General features: G+C 64.9%; 17 protein-coding genes and 2 pseudogenes. 8 read left to right on the top strand and 11 right to left on the bottom strand.

Annotated features, from left to right (window positions below; all coding sequences use genetic code 11):
• The first annotated feature begins 9 nt into the window (after nt 1-9).
• Nucleotides 10-1,452, top strand: coding sequence for an adenosylhomocysteinase (gene ahcY / locus AMD14_RS04620; RefSeq protein WP_005921033.1), 1,443 nt, complete (start codon nt 10-12; stop codon nt 1,450-1,452).
• Between the two features lie 231 nt (nt 1,453-1,683).
• Here the strand turns inward: ahcY and AMD14_RS04615 are convergent, their stop codons facing one another.
• The 5 genes from AMD14_RS04615 to AMD14_RS04595 form a co-directional block, all read right to left on the bottom strand.
• Entirely contained in the window at nt 1,684-2,466 is a 783-nt protein-coding gene (locus AMD14_RS04615) for a class I SAM-dependent methyltransferase (protein ID WP_011050545.1), read from the bottom strand.
• Between the two features lie 32 nt (nt 2,467-2,498).
• Complete coding sequence (locus AMD14_RS04610; protein WP_011050544.1) at nt 2,499-3,431, bottom strand: sulfotransferase domain-containing protein; 933 nt, start codon at nt 3,429-3,431, stop codon at nt 2,499-2,501.
• 499 nt (nt 3,432-3,930) lie between these two features.
• The gene (locus tag AMD14_RS04605; protein WP_015462878.1) at nt 3,931-4,617 is read right to left on the bottom strand and encodes a sulfotransferase family protein; all 687 of its coding nucleotides are present in this window, start codon (nt 4,615-4,617) and stop codon (nt 3,931-3,933) included.
• Nucleotides 4,618-4,767: 150 nt separating this feature from the next.
• A complete protein-coding gene (locus AMD14_RS04600) occupies nt 4,768-5,325 on the bottom strand; it encodes a DUF3228 family protein (protein ID WP_015462877.1) in 558 nt (185 codons plus the stop codon).
• 239 nt (nt 5,326-5,564) lie between these two features.
• A complete protein-coding gene (locus tag AMD14_RS04595) occupies nt 5,565-6,110 on the bottom strand; it encodes a DUF2058 domain-containing protein (protein ID WP_011050541.1) in 546 nt (181 codons plus the stop codon).
• 716 nt (nt 6,111-6,826) lie between these two features.
• Here AMD14_RS04595 and AMD14_RS04585 point away from each other — a divergent pair.
• Nucleotides 6,827-8,197, top strand: a complete 1,371-nt coding sequence (locus AMD14_RS04585) for an alpha-amylase family protein (RefSeq protein WP_015462876.1) — start codon at nt 6,827-6,829, stop codon at nt 8,195-8,197.
• A 404-nt stretch (nt 8,198-8,601) separates the two neighbouring features.
• Here the strand turns inward: AMD14_RS04585 and AMD14_RS04580 are convergent, their stop codons facing one another.
• A complete protein-coding gene (locus AMD14_RS04580) occupies nt 8,602-9,537 on the bottom strand; it encodes a Gfo/Idh/MocA family protein (protein ID WP_005910858.1) in 936 nt (311 codons plus the stop codon).
• Between the two features lie 303 nt (nt 9,538-9,840).
• On the opposite strand from AMD14_RS04580, the gene AMD14_RS25220 reads away from it, so the two are divergent.
• Nucleotides 9,841-10,269: a VOC family protein gene (locus AMD14_RS25220; RefSeq protein ID WP_015462875.1), complete on the top strand. Its 429-nt coding sequence runs from the start codon at nt 9,841-9,843 to the stop codon at nt 10,267-10,269.
• 3 nt (nt 10,270-10,272) lie between these two features.
• Nucleotides 10,273-10,527 (top strand): annotated as a pseudogene (locus tag AMD14_RS25215) (VOC family protein); the annotation flags it as partial.
• Between the two features lie 64 nt (nt 10,528-10,591).
• Here AMD14_RS25215 and AMD14_RS04570 read toward each other — a convergent pair.
• Together AMD14_RS04570 and AMD14_RS04565 are read right to left on the bottom strand one after the other, a co-directional pair.
• Complete coding sequence (locus AMD14_RS04570) at nt 10,592-12,349, bottom strand: S53 family peptidase (protein ID WP_011050538.1); 1,758 nt, start codon at nt 12,347-12,349, stop codon at nt 10,592-10,594.
• 241 nt (nt 12,350-12,590) lie between these two features.
• A complete protein-coding gene (locus AMD14_RS04565) occupies nt 12,591-13,568 on the bottom strand; it encodes an NAD(P)H-quinone oxidoreductase (RefSeq protein WP_011050537.1) in 978 nt (325 codons plus the stop codon).
• A gap of 692 nt (nt 13,569-14,260) precedes the next feature.
• Here AMD14_RS04565 and AMD14_RS04560 point away from each other — a divergent pair.
• From AMD14_RS04560 to AMD14_RS04550, 3 genes and pseudogenes are all read left to right on the top strand, one after another.
• Nucleotides 14,261-15,642: pseudogene (locus AMD14_RS04560) on the top strand (glycoside hydrolase family 2 TIM barrel-domain containing protein).
• A 39-nt stretch (nt 15,643-15,681) separates the two neighbouring features.
• Nucleotides 15,682-16,509: a methylenetetrahydrofolate reductase [NAD(P)H] gene (metF, locus tag AMD14_RS04555; RefSeq protein ID WP_005910875.1), complete on the top strand. Its 828-nt coding sequence runs from the start codon at nt 15,682-15,684 to the stop codon at nt 16,507-16,509.
• 45 nt (nt 16,510-16,554) lie between these two features.
• Nucleotides 16,555-17,184, top strand: coding sequence for a hypothetical protein (locus AMD14_RS04550; RefSeq protein ID WP_011050534.1), 630 nt, complete (start codon nt 16,555-16,557; stop codon nt 17,182-17,184).
• 112 nt (nt 17,185-17,296) lie between these two features.
• Here AMD14_RS04550 and AMD14_RS04545 read toward each other — a convergent pair whose 3' ends face one another.
• From AMD14_RS04545 to AMD14_RS04535, 3 genes are all read right to left on the bottom strand, one after another.
• Nucleotides 17,297-18,244 (bottom strand): Nudix family hydrolase, encoded by a 948-nt coding sequence (locus tag AMD14_RS04545; protein WP_011050533.1) that lies wholly within the window; start codon nt 18,242-18,244, stop codon nt 17,297-17,299.
• Between the two features lie 335 nt (nt 18,245-18,579).
• Nucleotides 18,580-21,318 carry a preprotein translocase subunit SecA gene (gene secA / locus AMD14_RS04540; RefSeq protein ID WP_005910880.1) on the bottom strand — a complete coding sequence of 913 codons (2,739 nt, stop codon included), beginning with the start codon at nt 21,316-21,318 and terminating at the stop codon, nt 18,580-18,582.
• Between the two features lie 156 nt (nt 21,319-21,474).
• Nucleotides 21,475-22,416, bottom strand: a complete 942-nt coding sequence (locus AMD14_RS04535) for a M23 family metallopeptidase (RefSeq protein WP_003485267.1) — start codon at nt 22,414-22,416, stop codon at nt 21,475-21,477.
• Here AMD14_RS04535 and AMD14_RS04530 point away from each other — a divergent pair, their 5' ends adjacent.
• Entirely contained in the window at nt 22,417-22,863 is a 447-nt protein-coding gene (locus AMD14_RS04530; protein WP_005910885.1) for a DciA family protein, read from the top strand.
• The last annotated feature ends 112 nt before the right edge of the window (nt 22,864-22,975 follow it).

The following is a 22,975-nucleotide window of genomic DNA, read 5'->3' as shown; positions in this document are numbered from 1 at the left end:
AGCCATTGCATGAACGCTGTCACAAAGATCACCCCGCACACCGACTACAAGATTGCCGACATCTCCCTGGCCGATTGGGGCCGCAAGGAGCTGGACATCGCCGAGCACGAAATGCCGGGCCTGATGTCGATCCGCCGCAAGCACGCGCAGACCAAGCCGCTGAAGGACGTGCGCATCACCGGCTCGCTGCACATGACCATCCAGACCGCCGTGCTGATCGAAACGCTCAAGGACATCGGCGCCGATGTGCGCTGGGCCTCGTGCAACATCTTCTCCACCCAGGACCACGCCGCCGCGGCGATCGCCGCGACCGGCACCCCCGTGTTCGCCTGGAAGGGCGAGACGCTGGAAGAGTATTGGGACTGCACCCTGGACGCGCTGACCTTCACCCTGCCCGACGGCACCCTCACCGGCCCGGAGCTGGTGGTGGACGACGGCGGCGACGTCACCCTGCTGATCCACAAGGGCTACGAGCTCGAAAACGGCAGCACCTGGGTGGACGAACCAGCCTCCTCGCACGAAGAGGGCGTCATCAAGGCGTTGCTCAAGCGTGTCGCCGTCGAGCGCCCGGGCTACTGGGGTCGCGTGGTCAAGGACTGGAAGGGCGTCTCCGAAGAGACCACCACCGGCGTGCACCGCCTGTATCAGATCGCCGAAGCCGGCAAGCTGCTGATCCCGGCCATCAACGTCAACGACTCGGTCACCAAGAGCAAGTTCGACAACCTCTACGGCTGCCGCGAGTCGCTGGCCGATGGCCTCAAGCGCGCAATGGACGTGATGCTGGCCGGCAAGGTCGCCGTGGTCTGCGGCTACGGCGATGTCGGCAAGGGCAGCGCTGCCTCGCTGCGCGCCTATGGCGCCCGCGTGATCGTCACTGAAATCGACCCGATCTGCGCATTGCAGGCGTCGATGGAAGGTTTCGAAGTCAACACCATCGAATCCACCCTGGGCCGTGCCGACATCTACGTCACCACCACCGGCAACAAGGACATCATCACCGTCGAGCACCTGCAGGCGATGAAGGACCAGGCCATCGTCTGCAACATCGGCCACTTCGACAACGAGATCCAGGTCGATGCGCTCAAGGCGCTGAAGGACGTGCAGAAGATCAACATCAAGCCGCAGGTGGACAAGTACGTGTTCCCCAACGGCAACGCGATCTTCCTGCTGGCCGACGGCCGCCTGGTGAACCTGGGCTGCGCCACCGGCCACCCGAGCTTCGTGATGTCCAACTCGTTCGCCAACCAGACCCTGGCCCAGATCGACCTGTGGGAAAAGCGCGACACCTACGAGAAGAAGGTCTACATCCTGCCCAAGCACCTGGATGAAGAAGTTGCGCGTCTGCACCTGGAAAAGATCGGCGTGAAGCTGACCACCCTCACCAAGGACCAGGCCGACTACCTCGGCGTGGACGTGGCTGGCCCGTACAAGCCGGATCATTACCGCTACTGAGACCTGGGCGCGCGCCCTCGACAGTGTGAATCAACGGGCGCCGCAAGGCGCCCGTTGTGCATCAAGGCCAGGATCGGCACGACGTCGAAGCTGGATCTGCGCACGCATCGCGCTACGCGTCGTCGCCTGCGCTGTGGTCGGCTGAAAGTGGCAGACCGCCCTGCGGCCAAGGCCACCAACACGGTGGCACTTGCTGCAACCGCCCTTGGCCGATCTTCGCCGATGGCACCGTCAGCCGCGTGCGCTCGCCTCGTCTGCATCCATCGCGGCGGGCTCATACACGGAAATCTGGCTACGGCTGCGCGCGGTAAAGGGCTGCCCCCTCCAGTCGCCCCATCTGGCCCGCAAGCGCAAGCCGGCGATCCGTGCCATCAGATCCAGCTCGGAAGGCCAGAGGTAGCGATAGCGATCGTTGAAGACGCGGGTCGCCGACTCCCCGATCATCACGATGCGCTGCTGGATCAGTTGCCGGGCCGGATCGGCGCTGGAGCACATCAGCATCACCGGCACGTCGCCTTCGCCCAGGGCCGGCGCCTCCAACGACTTCACCTTGCCGTCCGCCAGCAACGTCTCCGCCTGCGGCACCATCGTCTGCAGGACGAACACGCCGGAGGTTGCCAGGCGCTCGCGCACGGCGCGCAGGCAACGCAACTGCTCATCCTGCGTCAACAGATAGCCGAGCGAGTACACCGAATAGATCAGGTCGAACGGCCCGGCGACCGGGACATCGACGAAATCGGCGCAGACCAGGGTCAGTCGCTCCGCACCGGGCTTTGCACGCAGCATGTCCAACATGCCAGGCGAGTTGTCGATGCCGCAGACTGTCGCGCCGCCAGCTGCCAGCGGCAGCGCAATGCGGCCGGTGCCGACCCCCAACTCCAGCGCCGTGCCGCTGCCGACCATCGCCGCCAATGCCTGCGCACACTGCGCTGCACTGGCAACGGCCCAGTGGTCCCTCAGGCGATCGTAGTACTGCGACACCTGATCGTAGGCGTGCGCCGACGATCCACCCATACCGTTCTCCGCGAAAGACTCGCTAGCCACCCCTAAGCAACCATCCCGGTCGTCGCGTGCGCCGACGACGCAACATCGCCCGTGGCCAGCCAACGCGCGCACTCGGCGCCAAGCTCGGCGACAACATGCTGCCGATAGGCCGTATCGACTGCCGGCGCCAGTCGGTCGCGCCACCGCCCATTGAGACCCTGATTGAAGAAGGCTCCACCGCCGTTGCGCCAGAAACCGGCGCCCTGTGGAACGTAGCGCGCCGCATGCGCGCGCATGTAGTCCAGACTGCAGTGCGCCAGCACGCGCTCGCAGCACGGGGCATCCAGCGGGATATCCAGGAATGCGGCAATGCGCCGCACTTGTGCAGGCAGGTCGTGCAGCAACGCGGCGTAATGCACCAGCAGCACGTTGTCGTAATCGCGCAGCGCCCACCAGGAACGCATGCCCTCCCAGAACGGCCACAGCGGCGCACCGTCCGCACGCATCCAGGTCTGGAAATAGTCCTCGACCGAGCACGTGGGCGGCGGCATCACCCTCAATTTACCGTTGCTGGACGGCTCCGCATCCAGACGCGCCTGCGCATCCGCGCTAACTGCCCGCTGGTGGTCGTACAGGCTCCAGACGATGTCGCGCGCATCGCGGCCAACGTAGAGATAGCGGGCACGTTCGGACAGCACCAGCGCATCGGCGGGCAGATGCGTTTTCACGAAGCGGCGATGGCGCTGCTCGGCGAGCAGGCGCTGCTTGGTGGCCTTGTCCGGATACACCGAGTCGAACCAGGGCGACAGCCGCGAGACCTCGATCTCCTCGGCGCCGCCGAAGATCAGTTGCGCGACGATCTGCTGCACCCAGGTCGTCCCTGCCTTGGCATAGCTGGCGATGACGACATCGTCGTCACGAAAGGCGAAGTCGTTCCAGACTGTCGAGTCGAAAAAGCGATTGGAATATTCGCGCTGCTTGGAGGGCATGCCCACATCGGCGTCCTGTCGGTTGTCATCGCATCGGACTCATCGGCTGTGCACGCGCCAACACCTCGCAGCCGCATGATCCACATCCGCGCCCGGCTCGAAGGCCCGGCAATACCGCGTAACGCGCCGCTGCACATCCGCACACTGCACTTGCAGGCCACCGTTGACCTGCGGCAACGCGCATCGCCGTCGCCGTCGCCGACGATGCGCGTGCATGCGGGCCATCCGACCAAGCCCGCCCTGGCATTGCAGTTACTGCGTATAGATATACGCCACCTTGCGCGGACCAAACATCTTTAGAATCTTCGAAAACACGAGTGACAGCATGGTTTTGGCATTTTTCATCACGCGCACCTCTTCTGGAAGTTTCAGAAATGGCGAACTCTGACATTCGCCTTATTCAGGCTGGCAATAGTCATATGGCCAATCAACATTATGGTTGGTATTTTATTTTTAAAATCAAATTACCAGGCATGTGTCGCAGAACAAGACACACAATGTGCGTTTATCCGAACAGATCTTCGCGCAGGTACTGCAGATATTCGCGTACATGCCGCTCGCGTGCGGCAACGTCATCCGGCAGACGCAAGCCGCGCGTAAACCAGCGCAGCCGCGGCCGTGCATGCAAGTGTGGGTAAGGCTTGTGCGGCACCGGCACGCTGAGGAAGCCGCACAATGGCGCCCAGCCTTGCCGAGACGAGAACACCAGCAGCCGATCGGATGGCACCGCGTCGATCACTGCCTGATTCCAGCGGTTGAAGTAGTCCACCATGAAGGCGCGGTCCTGACTGCGCCCACCCATCTGCTGTTTCAAAAACGTACTGAATGTTTCGCCTTCGGGGCCGACGAAGGTGCTCTTTCTGCCTGGCATCAGGATGGTCTGGGTTACCGATTCGAACCAGCTGTCCGGATCGCGCACCGTCAGGACGACCTTGGCCTGCGGATAGACCTCAATCAATTGCCGCCAGTAATAGCAACCAGGATGGTCGGTGCTCGAACGGTAGCCGGCGAAGATGGCCGACCAGTCTGCAGCACCGCGCTCGGCGGCATTCCACAGCGGCAGTGCCGTACGCATGTTCGCGGCGACCTCCGTGGCGTGATAACAGGGTCCAAATCCCAAATGTTCCAGCGCGAACTTCAGCGACAGCGTTCCGGTTCTGCCTAGGCCAGCACCAAGCACTTGTAACGACATGGCGATTCTCCGATCCATTACACGCAGGGCGGCAACCTAGCACGCACCCATGGCGTACGTCCCGGTACTGGCAGTCGGGATGGATGTGGCAACTACACGCACCACGCGCAATTCAATTGGCGGACGAGAACGCGGACCAGAGCGACACGCTCACCCACGCCAATTGGCATTGCGCTCCCAGAACGCCACGCTACGCCGATACGCATCGCGGTCCAGCAGCGTGCCCGAGCCACCCTCTTCCACACCCAAGGCATTGCGCAACATGGTGATCGGTGCCATCGGAATTTCGTCCGGCTCTGCGGTGTAGAGACAACCGACCACACCCCAGTCAGCCTCGATGGGCGTGCCTTCCTTGGCCAACTGCTCGCGGCTGTAGAGGATGGGCAGCAGATAGGCGGCCACCGTTGGCTCGACACCTTCGAACCAACGCACCAGCACGGCCAATTCCTGCGTGCTGCGCGCCTCGTAGCCGGAACGCAGCAGGTGCCGGTTGTCATCGGTGATGGGAATAGTGAGGCAGCGGGTCGAAGTCCAGTTGCGGTGCACATGCAATTGGCAAAACGGCGCATAGCCCTCGATCACGCGTAGCGGCGCAGCGTCGTTGAGCCGCTGGATGAACTGCTCCGGCGTGCAGTCCTGGATGGCATTGCGACGCCCATCGCGCGGAAACAGGCGGGTGCGGGCGAACGGGGTCAAGACGATCGACATGAGCAGACTGTGCGGCGACAAAGAGCGCCAGGGTAGCGCGCAGGCGTCCGCACGACTACGTTGAATCACCATCAGCCGACCGCGCGGCGATCGGACTGGCGCGCGCACCTACTCAGCCTGGTTTCGGGCAGTCACCAAACACCCACCGACACCATGCAGGTACGCATCACGCAGCGGTGTGGCGCACGCGGTGGAGCTGGATCCGTCTGGCAACCACCCAATGCGGGGGTTCGCCAGCGCTACCAGATCAAATCGTCCGGCACCTTGAACTGGCTGTAGTAGTCGTCATCGCTATCGGGCGCGGCCGGCGCGCTGTTGCGTCCGTGGTCCAGCACCACGGCATCGGCATCGCGGCTGTAAACCTTGTCGGCGGCCGCGCGCGGAATCAGCTCAAAACCATCACCGTACCGCACGATCACCAGCGCGCCGCTGGCCAACTGGCTGCGCAGCACCGTGTTCACCAGCACGCTACGGATCACGCTGCCGTCGTTGAAGCGGTAGTCGATCTCGCCTTCGCGCTTGACCTTGTTGGTCTCCACGATCTGCCGCACCTGCGCGAGCACTTCCTGCCGGCGCACCTGCACGTTGCGCTCTTCGGCCAGCGCACGATCGCGCTCGGCACGCTCGGCCTGCAGGCGCGCCGCATCGACCTTGTCCGACGCCGCCGGCTGCACCGCCGCGCCCTTGGCATGGCGCTGTTTGACCTGTTCGCGCGCAACCTTGTCCACCTGGGCTTTTTTCACCAGGCCGGCCTTGAGCAGCTGTTCTTGCAATGGATTGCGCATCGGGAGGCTGGGCAGTGGACTGGCGCCTAGTTTAACGCGGCCAGCGCCACCCCATCGTCGTAGCCGGGCCGGGCCGTTGGCAATGCCGGTGGTCCGGATTGCGGCCGTGCCGCTGCCAGACGCAGCCATCCGCGCGTTCGGGCATATCGCCGCTGCGGCGAGCTATTGCTGCTCGGCGCGATGCGGATGCAGCGTGCAAGCCGCGCATCGGCACCTTGGCTTTGCCGCACGAGGGCAGCGCGGCATGCAAAGGTGACGTGCACGGTGCCGGCAGTAAACAACGCGAAGCAGCTGATCTATGTCAACAGAGACGTTCTGGCCAGATGCGCCGGCCACGTTGCATGCGCCGCATGCTAACGATGAGCTTTGCCTATCGCCAAGCCTCGATTTGACAAGGCAGGTGCAGGCGAGATTGCAACGGCCGCCTGGCTCACTGATTTTTGCGACCAATCGCGCCGTTGGCGCCGAACCCCGCGCCCAGTTTGCCGGCCATCTGCAGTGAATACGTATGCACAACACCCATGCTGCGACGCGATGCGCGCTTAGCATCACTGCGCGCTGCACGCCGTGCGCGCGCTTTCCGGAACAGGGGCCGGAAGCCCTGATGCGGGCATCGCGCACTGCGCGTCGGCCTGCGCTTACCACTGGAGATCGATCCGATGCGCAACACGCCTGCTCATGCTCCACCCTCACTGATACAATGCGGTGTCCGTCTCTTGCTGACTGCATTGGTCCTGCTGGTGACCACCGCCAACGCGCAGGCCGATGTCATCCTGCACGCCTTCAACTGGCCGTATGCCACCGTGGAAGCGCGCGCCAAGCAGATTGCCGATGCCGGCTATCGCAAGGTATTGGTCGCCCCCGCGTACCGCTCCGAAGGAAGTGCCTGGTGGGCGCGCTATCAACCCCAGGACATCCGCCTGATCGACAATCCGCTCGGCGACACCGCTGCATTCAAGAAGATGGTCCAGGCGCTGGCCAGCAACGGCGTGGAAACCTATGCCGACATCGTGTTCAACCACATGGCCAACGAAGCGGCCACACGCTCGGACCTCAATTACCCAGGCGGCGCGGTCCTGTCGCAGTACGCGGCAAACCCCGGCCGTTACGATTCGCTGCGCTTGTTCGGCACGCTGCAGTCAAACTTCCTCAGCGCCAGCGATTTCGGCCCGGCGCAGTGCATCAGCAACTACAACGACGCTTACCAGGTGCGCAATTACCGTATCTGCGGCGGCGGCAGCGATCCAGGCCTGCCGGATTTGCTGGGCAACGACTGGGTGGTACAGCAGCAGCGCGCCTATCTGCAGGCGCTCAAGAGCATGGGCGTGACCGGCTTCCGGGTGGATGCGGCCAAGCACATGACGTTCGACCATCTCAATCGCGTCTTCGATGCCGGCATCCGATCGGGTGTGTATGTCTTCGGCGAAGTGATCACCGGCGGCGGTACGGGCAATGGCGATTACGACCAGTTCCTGGCGCCGTACCTGCAATCCACGCCGCATGCGGCCTACGACTTTCCGCTGTTCAATGCGGTGCGCAACGCGTTCGCCATTGGCGCCAGCATGCAGCAGCTGGTGGATCCCGCCGCGTCCGGACAGGCATTGCCGGGCAATCGCGCCGTGACCTTTGCAGTGACCCACGACATTCCCAACAACGCCGGATTCCGCTATGCGATTCTCGACCCGGTGGATGAAACGCTGGCCTACGCGTACCTGATCGGTCGCAACGGCGGCATGCCGATGCTTTATACCGACAACAACGAAAGCGGCGACAATCGCTGGGTCAACGCTTATCTACGCGACGATCTGCGCCGCATGATCGGCTTCCATAATGGCGTGCAGGGCACCGACATGCAGGTCTTGTCGTCCAGCTCCTGCCACATCCTGTTCCGTCGCGGCAGCCTGGGCATCGTGGGCATCAACAAGTGCGGCAACCCGGTCACCACCACGGTGGGAATGAACAACAGCGTGTTGTACTGGAATGCCGATTACGTGGATGCCTTGGGCTCGGGCAACGTAGTGCGCATTTCCAGTAGTTCCTACACCTTTACGCTGCCGGCGCGCGGGGCGCGCATGTGGCGCCGCTGAGCGGCCACCACAATATGGCGATGACACTACGTTGCAGTGTACTCTCCGCTTGAAACGGCGACTGCGGCGTGCCTTGCGACTTCGCACGACGACGCTGCACCACGATCAAGGCCAGGCCCCGACGCGAACCGGCGTCGGGGCTTGGTTGTTTCTACGGGCTTGCGCCGATCGACTGCACCAGGATGCCGTTGGGTGCAGCGCACATGCGCACTCGCATCGATGGACCGCTCCACGCGTTGCAGCCGGCGCGTTTCGTGCGGCACCGCGCACTGCGGTGGGCGAACGACGCTGGCAGCGGCGCACGACTGGTGCGCGCCGAACCCAACTTCTGCAGATAGCGTACGGCCGCAGGACTGCTGGCATTGACCAGCGGCGTTCACCGTTGGCCAAGCGGATTGACCGACCTACCAGGCGAACGGTGCGGTGACCTGGCGTGCGCCGAGCATGAACGCATCTGCCACGTGCACGAACGGGGCAATATCCACTTCCGATTGGCCCGCGCGCACCAGCTGCACGAAGCGCCCGTACAAGCCGTCGTATTCGCTGGACGCTGGCAGCGCCTGCAGTTGCCCCTCGATGCGCAACTTGGCTCCGCCTTCGCTGAGCATCAGCATGCCCGCGGTGGTTTCCACTTCGATATCCCAGCGCTGGTGCCCGGTCTGCAGGAAATCGAATTCGGCCGTTACCGGGAGTCCTGCGGTGTCGACGAACGCGAGCCTGGCATACAGCGGCGCCTGACGGTTCTCCGGAGTGTGCAGTTCGGCATCGCGCAGCGCCAAGCTGCGCGGCAGCAGATGGGTCGCGATGGAGAGCGCATTGATGCCGGGGTCGAACACACCCATGCCGCCGGGTTCCAGAATCCAGTCCTGGCCCGGATGCCAATGGCGAATGTCTTCCTTCCAGGTGATATGCGCACGCACGAGTTGCTTGTCGGCCAGCCATGCACGGGCAGGCTCGACACCGGCGGCGCAGCGCGAATGCCAGCTGGTGAACAGGGTGCGTTGTGCACGCTGCGCCACGTCTTGCAGGTCATGAATTTCGGCGAGCGTGGCGGCCGGCGGCTTTTCCAGAAACACGTGGCGGCCAGCTGCCAACGCGGCCTGCGCCAATGCGTGCCGTCCGACCGGCGGCGTGCACAGGGCCACTGCCTCGATCTGCGGCTGCGCGGCAAAGGCGTCTTCCAGGGTGTGATAGGCGGGCACGCCGTCGACCGTGCCATGCCGGCTCACGGTGGCCACCAGCTGCACATCGTCGCGTGCCGCGATGGTCGGCACGTGCTGGTCGCGGGCGATCTTGCCGATCCCGACAAGGGCAATACGCAATGCGTCTGGATGCTTCATCGAAACCTGCGTGCTGATAGTGGTAACGGGTACGAACGCCTGCTCACGCACACTGCATGGTCACCGCTATGGCGGTGCGATGCCGGCGGTGCTCGCGACGGCGCAGTGTACGGTCAGGGTGCAGTCCACTGCGAGACATCGCTCCTGCTTGTTTTGCTATACCTGCGCGCTGGCCACCGTGCACGGGGACGGCTCACTTGCACACCATGGGCCCGCTGTGCGGCCCACGATTGACGCAAGCACGCATGCAGACCAGCATCGCCACGACACGCCGATGTGCCGTCGCCCTTGCAGGCTGCACCGATGTTGCATCACGTTTCGCTGGGCGTTCGTGCGATCGACGCCTCCGCCACCTTTTACGACGCGGCGCTGGGCGCGCTTGGCGATGTGCGGGTATGGTCGGATCTGGAGCCGGGCACGCGCGACCAGGCGGTCGGCTACGGCAGGCCCGGCGGCGAAGGCTGCCTGGCGTTAGAGCGTGTCATGTCCGTTGAGGTGAGTGCGAAGCGTCCTGTGGCGCGTCGAGACAAGGCGTGCGCCTTGCCCATGCTGGCCGCCTGGGCAAGGCGCGCAACGCGGTCTCGGCGCGCCACAGGGCACTTCCCGGAGGGTTGGCCGTCAGCGGCACGGAGCACGCGCCACGCGGCTTGCCTTGGCGCCAGCCACGCCGGCGCCACGCAGCACCCGCTCCGCACCGCTGACGGCCAACGCATCTCATCTCAACGGACATAACACGCTCTACAGCAACGTCAGGCCGCACGCTGCGCTCCGGGGGCCGGCTGTCACCTGGCATTTGCAGCCACCGATGCGTCAGCGGTGGACGCCTTCCATCGCGCTACGCTACAGAACGGCGGCTGTTGCAATGGCGAACCAGGCTTGCGACCGGACGATGGCGACGATTAGTACGCCGCGTTCGTCATCGACCCCGACGGGCACCACATCGAAGCGGTGGTCGCCCGCAAGCCGCCACGCTCAGCGTCAGCATCGTGACCCAAGACCGGCATGGCGGTGGTTGGAGGCCCGCACGCGCGGCACGCTCACCGCGCAATGAAGGTCATGGCGATGCCTGCGTCAGGAAACGGTCGAAGTCGCCGATGTTCATGCTGCCCCAGCCCGACGCGAAGTCCCAACCGTAGCTCGCGTTGTATCCATCGCGATACAGGCCATTACTGCCGACCACGACGTCATGGGCGCGCTGCGCATCGTGGCGCTGGCTCGCGTACTGATAGATCTGCGGCGCGACGAAGCCCAGATTGGGATGCGACTGCAACAGCCGGGCGATATAGCCGGCGAAGGTCGGGGTGGCGGCACTGGTCCCCCACACATACCAGGCAGCCTCGTTACCCTGCGCATCGGTGCCGCGGATCTGCGCACTGCTGTAGAACGAGCCATTGAAGCTGACATCGGGTACAGCGCGGTAGCCGGAGGCCGTCTGCCCCGGCAGCAGGGTGCGCTGCCACTGCGGCGCATAGGCAATCTTGCTCACGCCGCCCTGGCTGAGTTGGCGGCCGACACCGGCATTCCAGACGCGCTCGGAGGCGTAGCTGCCGGGGTTACCGCCCTGGGTCAGCAACTCGGTGGCGCCCACCGCGATCGCGTAGCGGTGCGAGGCCGGCCAACCGACCTGGCGCAGGTCCGGGCGCCCCGCCAGCGTGTCGTAATAAGGCGCGTTGGCGCGTGCGCTCAGCGGCAGGTAGACGCCATCGTCGCCGCTGCAGATCACGAAGTTCTGCCCCTGGCGCACCGCCTTGGTCAGGCTGGCGTCCATGGCCTGGAAGACCGCGTCGTCGACCTGGATTTCCTGCCCATAGATCGACATGCTGACCACGCGGGCCAGGTTGTCGTCGGCCGCGCGCGCCATGCCATCGATCATGCTGTTCCAGGAAAAATCCGGGATGTTGTAGATGATCAGGCGCTTCAACCCGCCGGCGCTGCCGACCAGCAACTGGGTATCCATGTCCCACTCGACTTCGGAATCCTTGCTGGCAGCGTTGGACTGATAGCCCGGTGCACCGGGTTCGCCCACCGTCACCACCGTGACCGGGGTGTGCAGGCCGTGCAGGGCCTGGAAGCTCTGCAGACGCACGAGGGTCTGTTCCAGATTGCCGGCGGCAATGACCGCGCCGACGATATCGCTGGCCGGCGCCAGCGTATCGGCGCCGTAGGCGCTATTGAGCTCTTCGATGCTGTGGCGCACGACTTCCGCGCCGCCGCTATTGGCGGCCACCACGGCGCTACTGTTCGATAACGATGTGCGCGCGGCGCTCAGCGGCGCCCCGTGCGGCGCGACCTTTGCGCCGGCGGTACCGTCCAGGCCAACCACGCCTTGCACCACTGCCTGCAAGCCTGCCGGCACTGCGACCGCGCCCTGCGCGGCGGCAATGCCGACGCGGCCATCGGCACTCACTACACGCAGCGGGGTGCCAAGGGCGGCCTGCAATGCCGCCGCTGTCGCACGGACTTGCAGCAAGCGTCCATCGGTGGCCGGGCGCACATCGGTGATGCCATACCGGCTCAGATAGGCCTTGACCTGTGCGATCTGGCTGGTGGAAGCAGCCGATGCGCGGGCCAGTTGACCGCGCAACAGCGGATCGCCGCCATCGCGCATCAACCACTGCTCCACCGCCGCATGTTGCTGGCGCATGGCCACCTGTGGCTTGAGCACCAATCCCACCTGCAGGATGCGTTGCGGCGCCAGCGCGCCACCGACGGCCAGTTGCGCAGGTGCCTGTTCGGCTGCCGGCGCGATACCGATCATACCCAGCGCAACGGCGCAAGCCAGGACGGCGTGAGAGAAAGAGCGCGTCACCATTCGTTTGCCGCCATTGATCGTGAGTTAACGGGCTGCGGATTCTCACGAGGCGGCAGTGATTTCAGACGCGACAGTGCGAACTCTGTGTGCGTAAAACGATGCGGCCGCGAACTGACAGGCGAACCTCGTGCCGAGGTAGCTATGCGGTTGGGCGGTGGTGCGCCCGGCACTTGTCGATCGCCGGGCGCGCGGCCCCTGCAGCCGCTGGCGCCGATCTTGGTGATGCGGCGAGTGGCTCGTTCTACATCTCCAGCACCACCTTGCCCAGGTGACTGCCCTGCTCCAGGTAACGATGTGCCGCAGCCGCTTCGCGCAGCGGGAAGCGCTTGTCGAGCAGCACGCGCAGCTTGCCCTGCTCGATCCAGGGCCACACCACGCGTTCCACTTCCGCGGCCAGCCGGGCTTTTTCGTCTGCACTGCGTGGGCGTAGCGTCGAGCCGGTGATGACCGCCTGCTTGCGCATCAGCACCGGGATCGGCACCTCGATGGTGGCGCCGGCCTGCGAGGCGATGTAGACGATGCGTCCGTGCGGGTTGAGCGCTTCCAGGGTGTCGGCGAATACCGCAGCGCCCACCATGTCGAGCGCAACGTCCACACCGCCATGCGCCTTGGCCACCTCGACAAACGACGCAGTGGTGGAATCGATCGCCACATCGGCGCCCAACTCGCGTGCCTGTGCCGCCTTGACGGCCGAGCGCGCGGTGGCCAGCACGTGCGCGCCCGCCGCCTTGGCCATCTGGATCGCCGTGACGCCGATGCCCGAGGTCGCACCATGCAACAGCAGCCATTGGCCCGCCGCGAGCCGACCGTGTTCGAACAGATTGGCGTAGGCAGTGAAGATGGTTTCCGGCAACGCCGCCGCGTGCACCAGATCCATGCCGGCGGGGATCGGCAGGACGTGACGCGCATCGACGGCGGCGTATTGCGCGTAACCGCCGCCACCCAGCAGTGCGCACACGCGGTCGCCGACCTTCCAGCGACCGGCCGGCTCGACGATTTCGCCGGCGATTTCCAGCCCCAGTGTTTCCGGCGCGCCAGGCGGCGGCGGATAGTGCCCGGCGCGTTGCAGCAGATCGGGGCGATTGATGCCGGCAGCATGCACGCGGATCAGCACCTGCCCCGGCGCAGGACGCGGGCGCGGTTGCTCGGTGGCGTACAGCGCGTCGGCGTCGCCCTTGCCGTCGCGGATGGCGATGGCGGTCATCGTGGTATCGCTCATGAAAGCGCTCCATGGAAAGTGCGCCCAGTGTAGGCGTGCAGACGTCAACGCCTGGCGCAGATGCACCCCACGGTTGCCAGCAGGCATTGCCGCAGCAGCAGCAAGCCAGCGATGGTGGGTCGTCGACAACGTCGTGGTGCTCCGTCGTGTTCAGAGACCGTGCGCACTGGACAAGCGGTCATCCTCGACAGCATCGCAAGGATCAACGCGCACAATCGGGCGGCTGCAGTCAGGCCATGCGTTCGCAATGCAGATGCCGTCCACCCTGTCTTCGTCGAATCGACAGCCGCCAACACCACATCGCACGCAGTGGTTGGCCGGGCTCGACGACGGGCCTGAGACGGGGTAACCGCCATGCGGCAACATCGCTCAGCAGCGTGGCGCCATCCACCCTGGATTGCTCGGCCAATGCAGGCACACGGTCGTCGACGCTGTGCGCCAACGCGCCCCCGAGCCGGCGCCAAACCCACCGCCTCTTGTTGCATGTCGCATTGCGACTAAATGAAGCGAAATGCTTGCGCTCGCCGAATGCGCCGCAGGTTCAAGCACGCAAGCGCGCGATGGCAGCACAGAAACCCCCAGAACCGGATGCGATTGCCCGCAAGCAACCCCAACCAGGCAGATGCTGCGCGGCCGCCCGCACTTCGGTGTCCAAGCCTATGCTGGTGTCTTGTTAACCACCAGGAGTCGCCATGCAACTGCCATGGAACGCGCGCGTCATCGCCCTCTGCGTGCTTGCACTGTCCGCGAGCACGCAGGTAAGCGCGGCGCAGGTGCGCATTGCGCAGGAAGCAGACGGCTACCGCTTGTTGGTGGATGGCGCGCCCTTCGTGATCAAGGGTGCCGGCCTGGGCAATGGCAGCATGGAAACGCTGGCCGCGCGCGGCGGCAACGCATTGCGCACCTGGCGCGTGGATCCAGACCCGCAACGCCAGCGCGCCCTGCTCGATCGCGCACAACGCAACGGCCTGAAAGTGGCGGTCGGCATCGAGCTCGGCAACCAGCGACATGGCTTCGATTACGACGATGCAGCGGCCGTAAAACAGCAACTGCAGCGCGTCCTCGCGCAGGTACGGCAATCGGCGGCGCATCCGGCGGTGCTGATGTGGGTGGTCGGTAACGAACTCAATCTGGATTACACCAATCCCAAGGTCTGGAACGCGGTCGGCGAGATCGCCGAGGCGATCCATGCCATCGACCCGGATCATCCGGTCACCACCACGCTGGCCGGTTTCGACAAGCAGCTGATCGACCAACTCAAGACGCGCGCGCCGGCACTGGACCTGATCGCCGTGCAGCTTTACGGCGATATCGCAGCGCTGCCGCAGAAGCTGCACGAGAGCGGGTGGCGCGGCCCTTACGTGGTCACCGAGTGGGGCCCCACCGGGCATTGGGAATCGCCGACCACTCGCTGGGGCGCACCGATCGAAGACGACAGCACGCGCAAGGCGCTATTGCTGGAACAGCGCTACCGCAGCTACATCGCCAGCGATACCCGACAGGGGCTGGGCTCGTTCGTGTTCCTGTGGGGCGACAAGCAGGAGCGCACGCCCACCTGGTATGGCTTGTTCCTGCCTTCGGGCGAGGCCACGCCCAGCGTGGACACATTGCAACTGCTGTGGACCGGCCAGTGGCCGGCCAGCCGTGCGCCGGCGGTGTCGGCACTCACGCTGGCTGGCCAACGCGCCACCGACAGCGTGCGCCTTCGCCCGGGCCAGACCGTGACCGCACGCATTCGTGCCAGCGGCGCATCCGTACTGCGCTACGACTGGCATGTGCGCACCGAAAGCACCGCGCGCAGCATCGGTGGCGATCCCGAGACGCTGCCACCGCTGGTCGATGCCGCCATTGCGCCGAACCGCGTGGCCGGCGACCGCAGCGGCGCACGCGGTTCGGGCGAGGAGGTGCGTTTGATCGCGCCACCGCCGGGCAACTACCGTTTGTTTGTGGAAGTCCGCGATGACGCCGGCCGCGCCGGCTATGCCAACCTGCCTTTCCGCGTGCTGCCGCCCTCGCCGCCACGCGACAAGGCGCGTCGGAACCGTCGCAGCACGATATGCATTCATCGCGATGAAGCGATATTATCTCCAGACGATCCGCCGGAACCGCCGCGATGACGCATCTCAGTTTCGAGTTCTATCCGCCCAAGACCGATGATCAGCGCGCGCAACTGGACCGCACTGCAGCCAGGTTGAAGGGCTACGCGCCGGAGTACGTGTCGTGCACCTTCGGCGCCGGCGGCTCCACGCTCAGCTACACCTCCGAAACGGTGCGCCACCTCAAGCAGAAGCATGGCTTCGAAGCGGCGCCGCATCTGTCCTGCGTCGGCGGCAGCCGGCAGGAGATCCGCGAGCTGCTCAAGCTGTATCGCGCCATCGGCTGCACCCGCATCGTCGCGCTACGTGGCGACCTGCCCTCGGGCATGGGCCATCCGGGCGACCTGCGTTACGCCTCGGACCTGATCGCCTTCATCCGCGCCGAACACGGCGACGCATTCCGGATCGAGGTCGGCGCCTATCCGGAAACCCATCCGCAGGCGGCCGACGCGCTCAGCGACCTGCGCTATTTCAAGGCCAAGGTCGATGCCGGCGCCGATGCGGCCATCACCCAGTATTTCTACAACGCCGATGCCTACTTTCATTTCCGCGACGCAGTGCAGCGGATGGGCGTGGAGATACCGATCATTCCCGGCATCATGCCGATCTCCAATTTCTCGCAGCTGCGGCGGTTTTCCGAGCAGTGCGGCGCAGAGATTCCACGCTGGATCGGCAAGAAGATGCAGTCCTACGGCGACGACGCCGACGCGGTGCGCGCCTTCGGCGCAGAGGTCGTGGCGGCCTTGTGCGAGCGCCTGATCGCAGGCGGCGCGCCGGCACTGCACTTCTACACCCTCAATCTGGCCAAGCCGACCACGCAGGTGTTGCAGCTGCTCGGACGCTGAGCACCTGCTTCGCATTCCAGTCCTCGCTCTCGCACACCCGCGCGCATGTATGTCGCCAGCTCACACGCGCCCGGCTACGCTGCGCCGATGCATCGCCTTCTGCCCCTGTTGTTCTTGCTCTGCGCCTGTACCGCCGCGCGCGTGCAGGCGCAGGAAATCCATCGCTGCGTCGCGCCGGACGGGCAAACCCTGTTCACCGACCGGCGCTGCGAAGACGTCGGCGCGGCCAGCCGCGCACCGCCTGCCATCCGCCCGCAGGGCAATACCGGCCTGTATCGCTACGGTTGCCCGCGGCGGCTGAGCGAACTGGTGTCGTTGCTGCAACTGGCGGTCGACAGCCGCGACGTCAACCGCCTGTCCAGCCTGTATCTGTGGAGCGGGCAATCCGATGCCGCCGCCAATCAGGTGCTCAGCCGCCTGGAAGCCATCGTGCAGCGCCCGTTGCTGGACATCGTGCCGATGTATCCGCAAAGCGACACCCCGACCTGGGACGCCGACACCACCACGCCCACACCGTCGCTGGATGGCAGCGCCATCGATGCGCCGCTCCCTACTCCGCCCAGCCGCCCGCGCCCCTGGGGACTGCGGCTGGAACAGAACCTCGCCAGTGGCACGCCGGCGCGCAGCGTGCTGCGGCTACGCCGGCAATACAACTGCTTCTGGGTGACGTTCTAGCGGCGTATGCGTGGCATCGGGGCTGCGTGGGATCACCGCTGGATCGCTGTACGCCGCGGCAGGTATCGCGGGCATTGTGCGGGCGGTTCGGCCGTCAGACGCTGCGGTGCGCTCATTGCGGCCAGAGCGCGCGGATCGCCGCGATGCCCTGCGCGCCATGCGAGCGCGCCTGACGCACATCTTCGACCTGCATGCCGCCGAGCGCGTAGATCGGCAGCGAGACCTGTTCGCGCAAGGTCTCGAAACCGTCCCAGCCGATGGGTGTGGCGCCCGGATGCGAAGCGGTCGCCTGCACCGGGCCCAGCACCGCGAAGTCGCAGCCGATCCGTTGGGCGTGGCGCAAGTCGTCCAGGCCATGGCACGACGCGGCCACGAGTTGCTCTGCGGGCAGCGGGCGTTCCTGCAAACCGGCCAGCTGCTCCGATCCCAGATGCACGCCGATACCAAGGTCCGCAGCCAGTGCGATATCGCGATTGAGCAACAGTTGCGCACGCGCGCGGCCACGCAGGCGCATCACCTGCTGCAACAGCGCCTGCCAACGCGCAGGCGCCAGCTGCCGCGCACGCAGCTGGATCCGCGTGATCCCGTTCTGCAATGCAAGCTCCAGGCTCTCCAGCCAGCGCGCGTCGTCCTCCGGGTCGGGCGTGATCAGGTAACGGTCGGGCTGCCGTAGCGCACCCACCACCGGCACGTCGGCCGGCGGCATCGAATAACGCGCCAGCTTGTCTGCCGCCACCCAGGTCATGGCCTGTCCTTCGCGGCCGCGCGGGCTGCCTTTCCAGCTCGTGATATGACGCACCTCCAGGCGCAGCCGCTTGTCCGGATAGAGCTGTGGCACATCCATCACCCAATCGCCCACCTGCGCCTCGATGCCGAGCTCTTCGTTGAGCTCGCGCACCAGCGCTTGTTCGGAGGTCTCGCCAGGCTCGCGCTTGCCGCCCGGAAATTCCCACAGGCCAGGCATGTCGCGGGTTTCGGTGCGGCGGGTCAGCAGGATGCGCCCGCGGGGGTCGGTGACCACGCCGGCAACGACGTGAATGGATCGAAGAGAATCAGGCATGGCTGCAAGAGTGCCGCGAGTGAGCGGTGCAGCGCAATCAGGCCGGGATGCGGGATTCGGGATTTGCTGACGCAGGGGTTGCACCGGTATCGCCAATGCCAAATCCCAAATTCCTAATCTCCGCCTCAACGGCAAACAAGCACCGCACTTACCCCCCCCCAACTTCGCAGCTAGCAAAAAACTATCGCCGTATTTCCGAATGCAAAGCCCCCCTTGGTAAGGGGGGCGCGCCGAAGGCGCGGGGGATCGGAAGCGAGGACCCGTGCACCCAGCGTCCGCTGCGCGGACGCTGGGTGGGCCGCCCGCCTTGCGGGCGGCCCCACGGTCAACTCAGCTCAGCTGAGTTGACCGTGGCAATGCTTGTACTTCTTGCCGCTGCCGCACGGGCATGGGTCGTTGCGACCCACCTTGGGTTCATCGCGAGTGACCTGCGACACCGGCACAGGCGCGTTGCCGCCCTGCATCTGCTCCACTTCCTCGTCGGCGCCGTAGCCACCTACATCCTGGTGCTGGAATTGCGAGGCCATCAAGCGCGCCTGCGCCTGGAGACGTTCCTGCTCTTCCAGTTCGGCCACCTCTTCTTCGCTGCGAATACGCACGCGCGCCAGCAAATTGATCACCTCGCGCTTGACGTTCTCCAGCATCTCGGAGAACAACTCGAAGGCTTCCTTCTTGTATTCCTGCTTGGGCTGCTTCTGGGCATAGCCGCGCAGATAGATGCCCTGGCGCAGGTAATCCATCTTGGCCAGGTGTTCCTTCCAGCCCTGGTCGAGTACGGTCAGCATCACGTGCTTTTCGAGCGCGCGCATGGTGTCCGCGCCGATGGCGGCCTCCTTTTCGGCGAAGTGCGCATCCACCGCTGTCTGCACCTTGGCAGCGATCTGCTCGGCATCGATTTCTTCCTGCGCGCGCACCATGTCCGTCAGCGACAAGCTCATGCCCAGCTCCGACTCCAGCGTGGCTTCCAGGCCCTTCAGGTCCCACTGTTCGTCGACCGAATTGGGCGGTACGAAGCGTGCGACCAGGTCGTAGATCACGTCGCCGCGAATACCGTCGACATTGTCCTTGACTGACTCGGCATCCAGCAATTCATCGCGCTGGGCGTAGATCACCTTGCGCTGATCGTTGTTGACGTCGTCGAAATCCAGCAGGTTCTTGCGAATGTCGAAGTTATGCGCTTCCACCTTGCGCTGCGCCTTTTCGATCTGCCGGCTGACCAGGCGATCTTCAATGACGTCGTCTTCCTTCATGCCCATCATGCGCATCGCCTTCTGGACCCAGTCCGAAGCAAAGATGCGCATCAGATTGTCTTCCAGCGACAGGTAGAAGCGCGACGAACCCGGGTCGCCCTGACGACCGGCACGGCCGCGCAGCTGGTTGTCGATACGCCGCGATTCGTGGCGTTCGGTACCGATGATGTGCAGGCCGCCGGCCGCCTTGACCGCGTCATGACGACGCTGCCAGTCGGTCTTGATCTTGAAGCGCGCGTCTTCGGTGGCGTCTTCGCCGAGAGCGTGATATTCCGATTCCAACGAACCGCCCAGCACGATATCGGTACCGCGACCGGCCATATTGGTGGCGATGGTCACCGCGCCCGGCTGGCCGGCGTTGGCCACGATGGTAGCTTCGCGTTCGTGCTGCTTGGCGTTGAGCACTTCGTGCTTCACCCCGGCCTTGCGCAGATGCTCGGACAGCATCTCCGAGGTCTCGATCGAGGTGGTTCCCACCAGCACCGGCTGGCCGCGCTTGGCGCAGTCTTCGATGTCGGCCAGCACCGCATTGAACTTGCCCTTGCGGTTGAGGAACACCTGGTCCGGATGATCCTTGCGCACGGTCGGGCGGTTGGTCGGAATCACCACAACTTCCAGGCCGTAGATGCTCTGGAATTCGTAGGCTTCGGTATCGGCCGTACCGGTCATGCCGGACAGCTTCTTGTACATGCGGAACAGGTTCTGGAAGGTGATGCTGGCCAGGGTCTGGTTCTCGCGCTGAACCGGCACGCCTTCCTTCGCTTCGACCGCCTGATGCAGGCCGTCCGACCAGCGACGCCCGGACAGCGTGCGGCCGGTGAATTCGTCCACGATCACCACTTCGCCATCGCGCACGATGTAATCCACATCGCGCTGATAGATGGCATGCGCGCGCAGCGCCGCATTGAGGTGATGCACCACGCTCAGGTTCTGCGCGGCATACAGCCCGTCTTCGGCGTTTTCCAGGATGCCGGCCTGCAACAGCAACTCTTCGGCGTGGCCCATGCCCGCCTCGGACAGATGCACCTGCTTGCCCTTTTCGTCGATCCAGAAATCGCCTTCGCCTTCTTCGCTTTCCTGCCGGGTCAGCTGCGGCACGATGCGATTGACGCGGATGTACAGCTCCGGCGATTCGTCGGCCGGGCCGGAGATGATCAGCGGGGTGCGTGCTTCGTCGATCAGGATCGAGTCGACCTCGTCGACGATCGCGTAATGCAGATTGCGCTGGTAACGGTCGGCGCGCGACAGCGCCATGTTGTCGCGCAGGTAATCGAAGCCGAATTCGTTATTGGTGCCGTAGGTGATGTCCGCGCCGTAGGCCTCGCGCTTGTCGCTGTGCGGCATGCCCGGATACACCACGCCCACGCTCAGGCCCAGCCAGTTGTACAGCTTGCCCATCTGCGCAGCGTCGCGGCGCGCCAGGTAGTCGTTGACCGTCACCACGTGCACGCCCTCGCCCTGCAGCGCGTTGAGGTACACCGGCAACGTGGCCACCAGGGTCTTGCCTTCGCCGGTGCGCATCTCGGCGATCTTGCCAAGGTGCAACACCATGCCGCCGATCAGCTGCACATCGTAATGGCGCATGCCCAGCACGCGTCGGCTGGCCTCGCGGCATACCGCGAAGGCTTCGGGAAGAATCTTGTCCAGGGACTCGCCGGCGGCAAGCCGCTGCTTGAACTCCGGGGTCTTGGCTTGCAGCTCGGCGTCGGAGAGCTTCTCGATCGTCGGCTCCAGCGCATTGATCTGGGTGACGAGGCGGTTGAGCTGGCGCAGCTGGCGTTCGTTACGACTGCCAAAGACACGGGTAAGCAGACTGTTGATCATTGAAGAAACCGGTTGAAAAGGAACGGTTTGACCGACGCCGGTCCCCACAGACCCGACCGCCGTAAACGAAACAGGGCGCACTGCGCCCTGTCGATGGCAACACCCTATTGTAGCTTGGGGCGGGCCTTCACGAATCAAGCGCGGCCCGCGCCCTCGTCAACCGCGCCCCTGACGTCCCACTGGCGTGGTTTCACCCAGGAATTTGCGCGGATTGACCACGCGCCCGTCCGCCCACACCTCGAAATGCACGTGTGCACCGGTGGAGCGGCCGCTGGAACCGGCACGCGCGACCTGCTGGCCGGCGCGCACCAGATCGCCCACCTTCACTACCAGGCGCGAGTTGTGCGCGTAGCGGGTCACATAACCGTTGCCGTGATCCACTTCGACCACGTTGCCGTAACCGCCGCGTACACCGGCATAGCTGACCACGCCATCGGCGACCGACAGCACCGGGTCGCCCACGTTGGCATGGAAGTCCACGCCCTTGTGGAAGGCCGAACCGCCGTCGAACGGGTCGGCGCGGCCGCCGAAACCGGAGGTGATGTAGGTGTTGCGGATCGGCATCCGCGAGGGCACCGAATTCTGCTCCAGCTGATGATCGAACATCAGCGAGGCCAGCACGTTCAATTGCTGGCCGGAGGCGGAGAACTGCTGCTCCACTTGCCCCAACGTCTCCTTGAAGTCTTGCACCGGCATGTCGCTGACCGGCTCATCGCCGCCACCAACGCCGACCGGCTCATCGAAGTCGAACTCGCCGTCCTTCAACTTGCCCATTTCGGTCAGGCGCTCGCCCAACGCATTGAGGCGGGTGGCCTGCGCCTGCAGCTCGCCCAGACGGGCGGCCAGCGCATTGACCTGCGCCTGCGAGGCGCGCTGCGCCTGGGCCAGCTCGGCCTGCTGCTGCGCAACCTTGGCCTGCAGCGCCGAATTGGTCACCATGCCTGTGGCGGTGCTTGCACCGACGCCGATCAACATGCCCAGGCCCAATACCGCGCCAAGCACCACCATCGGTCGATCCGCTGCAAAGTCCTGGAACTGTCGGGCCACACGCTGCGCCCGGGTCTGCCGAGATTTGATTACAACTTTGTTCAACGCCATATGAGTGTCATGTCCAAGCCCAAGTCCAACGCACGCAACCCTTCCACTCCACAACCGGCCATCGAGGCCGCGCTGGGGGAAAAGGCTGGCGACCCCTTGCGCCGCGCCTTGTGGCTCGATGCGCTGGACCGGCAGTTGCGCCCCCTGTTACCACCTCATCTGTCCACCCGTTGCCGGTTGGCCAATGTCCGAGGCGAACAGCTCGTTTTTCTGGTGGATTCGCCGGTCTGGCATGCCAAGGTGCGGCTTGCCGAAACCCAAATCCTGGATGCCGCCCGATCCGTCGGACTGAAGGCCACCGCGGTGACCGTCAAGACCGCAACCGTGCCGCTGCATTCCCCAACGCAGCAGAACCGCGACCGTCCCAAACCTGTATCCGAGGCGACGCACAAAGGCTTGCGCGACGCGCTGGCTTCTCTGCAGGACGTGTTACCGACCAAACGGTGAAGCCGTGCCGCCCATCCGGAGCGGCCGCCAGTGCGTGAAAGAGTTGCGAAGACCGCACATGACCCGACGCATCCTAGCGGGCATGTGGCCCGCAGGAGTTAGAGAAGCCTTA

The organism is Xanthomonas citri pv. citri, from assembly GCF_000961215.1.
GTDB lineage: Bacteria > Pseudomonadota > Gammaproteobacteria > Xanthomonadales > Xanthomonadaceae > Xanthomonas > Xanthomonas cissicola.
The sequence above is the reverse complement of the archived record's forward strand: the minus strand, read 5'-3'. Positions and strand labels throughout refer to the sequence as shown.

Bases quoted from the DNA above. Each gene is read 5' to 3' on its own strand.
- AMD14_RS04565 (WP_011050537.1), bottom strand. From the start codon at position 13,568: ATGAGCGATACCACGATGACCGCCATCGCCATCCGCGACGGCAAGGGC.
- AMD14_RS04530 (WP_005910885.1), top strand. From the start codon at position 22,417: ATGAGTGTCATGTCCAAGCCCAAGTCCAACGCACGCAACCCTTCCACT.
- AMD14_RS04605 (WP_015462878.1), bottom strand. From the start codon at position 4,617: ATGTCGTTACAAGTGCTTGGTGCTGGCCTAGGCAGAACCGGAACGCTG.
- AMD14_RS04550 (WP_011050534.1), top strand. From the start codon at position 16,555: ATGTATGTCGCCAGCTCACACGCGCCCGGCTACGCTGCGCCGATGCAT.
- AMD14_RS04545 (WP_011050533.1), bottom strand. From the start codon at position 18,244: ATGCCTGATTCTCTTCGATCCATTCACGTCGTTGCCGGCGTGGTCACC.
- AMD14_RS04600 (WP_015462877.1), bottom strand. From the start codon at position 5,325: ATGTCGATCGTCTTGACCCCGTTCGCCCGCACCCGCCTGTTTCCGCGC.
- AMD14_RS04580 (WP_005910858.1), bottom strand. From the start codon at position 9,537: ATGAAGCATCCAGACGCATTGCGTATTGCCCTTGTCGGGATCGGCAAG.
- ahcY (WP_005921033.1), top strand. From the start codon at position 10: ATGAACGCTGTCACAAAGATCACCCCGCACACCGACTACAAGATTGCC.
- secA (WP_005910880.1), bottom strand. From the start codon at position 21,318: ATGATCAACAGTCTGCTTACCCGTGTCTTTGGCAGTCGTAACGAACGC.
- metF (WP_005910875.1), top strand. From the start codon at position 15,682: ATGACGCATCTCAGTTTCGAGTTCTATCCGCCCAAGACCGATGATCAG.
- AMD14_RS04615 (WP_011050545.1), bottom strand. From the start codon at position 2,466: ATGGGTGGATCGTCGGCGCACGCCTACGATCAGGTGTCGCAGTACTAC.
- AMD14_RS25220 (WP_015462875.1), top strand. From the start codon at position 9,841: ATGTTGCATCACGTTTCGCTGGGCGTTCGTGCGATCGACGCCTCCGCC.
- AMD14_RS04570 (WP_011050538.1), bottom strand. From the start codon at position 12,349: ATGGTGACGCGCTCTTTCTCTCACGCCGTCCTGGCTTGCGCCGTTGCG.
- AMD14_RS04535 (WP_003485267.1), bottom strand. From the start codon at position 22,416: ATGGCGTTGAACAAAGTTGTAATCAAATCTCGGCAGACCCGGGCGCAG.
- AMD14_RS04595 (WP_011050541.1), bottom strand. From the start codon at position 6,110: ATGCGCAATCCATTGCAAGAACAGCTGCTCAAGGCCGGCCTGGTGAAA.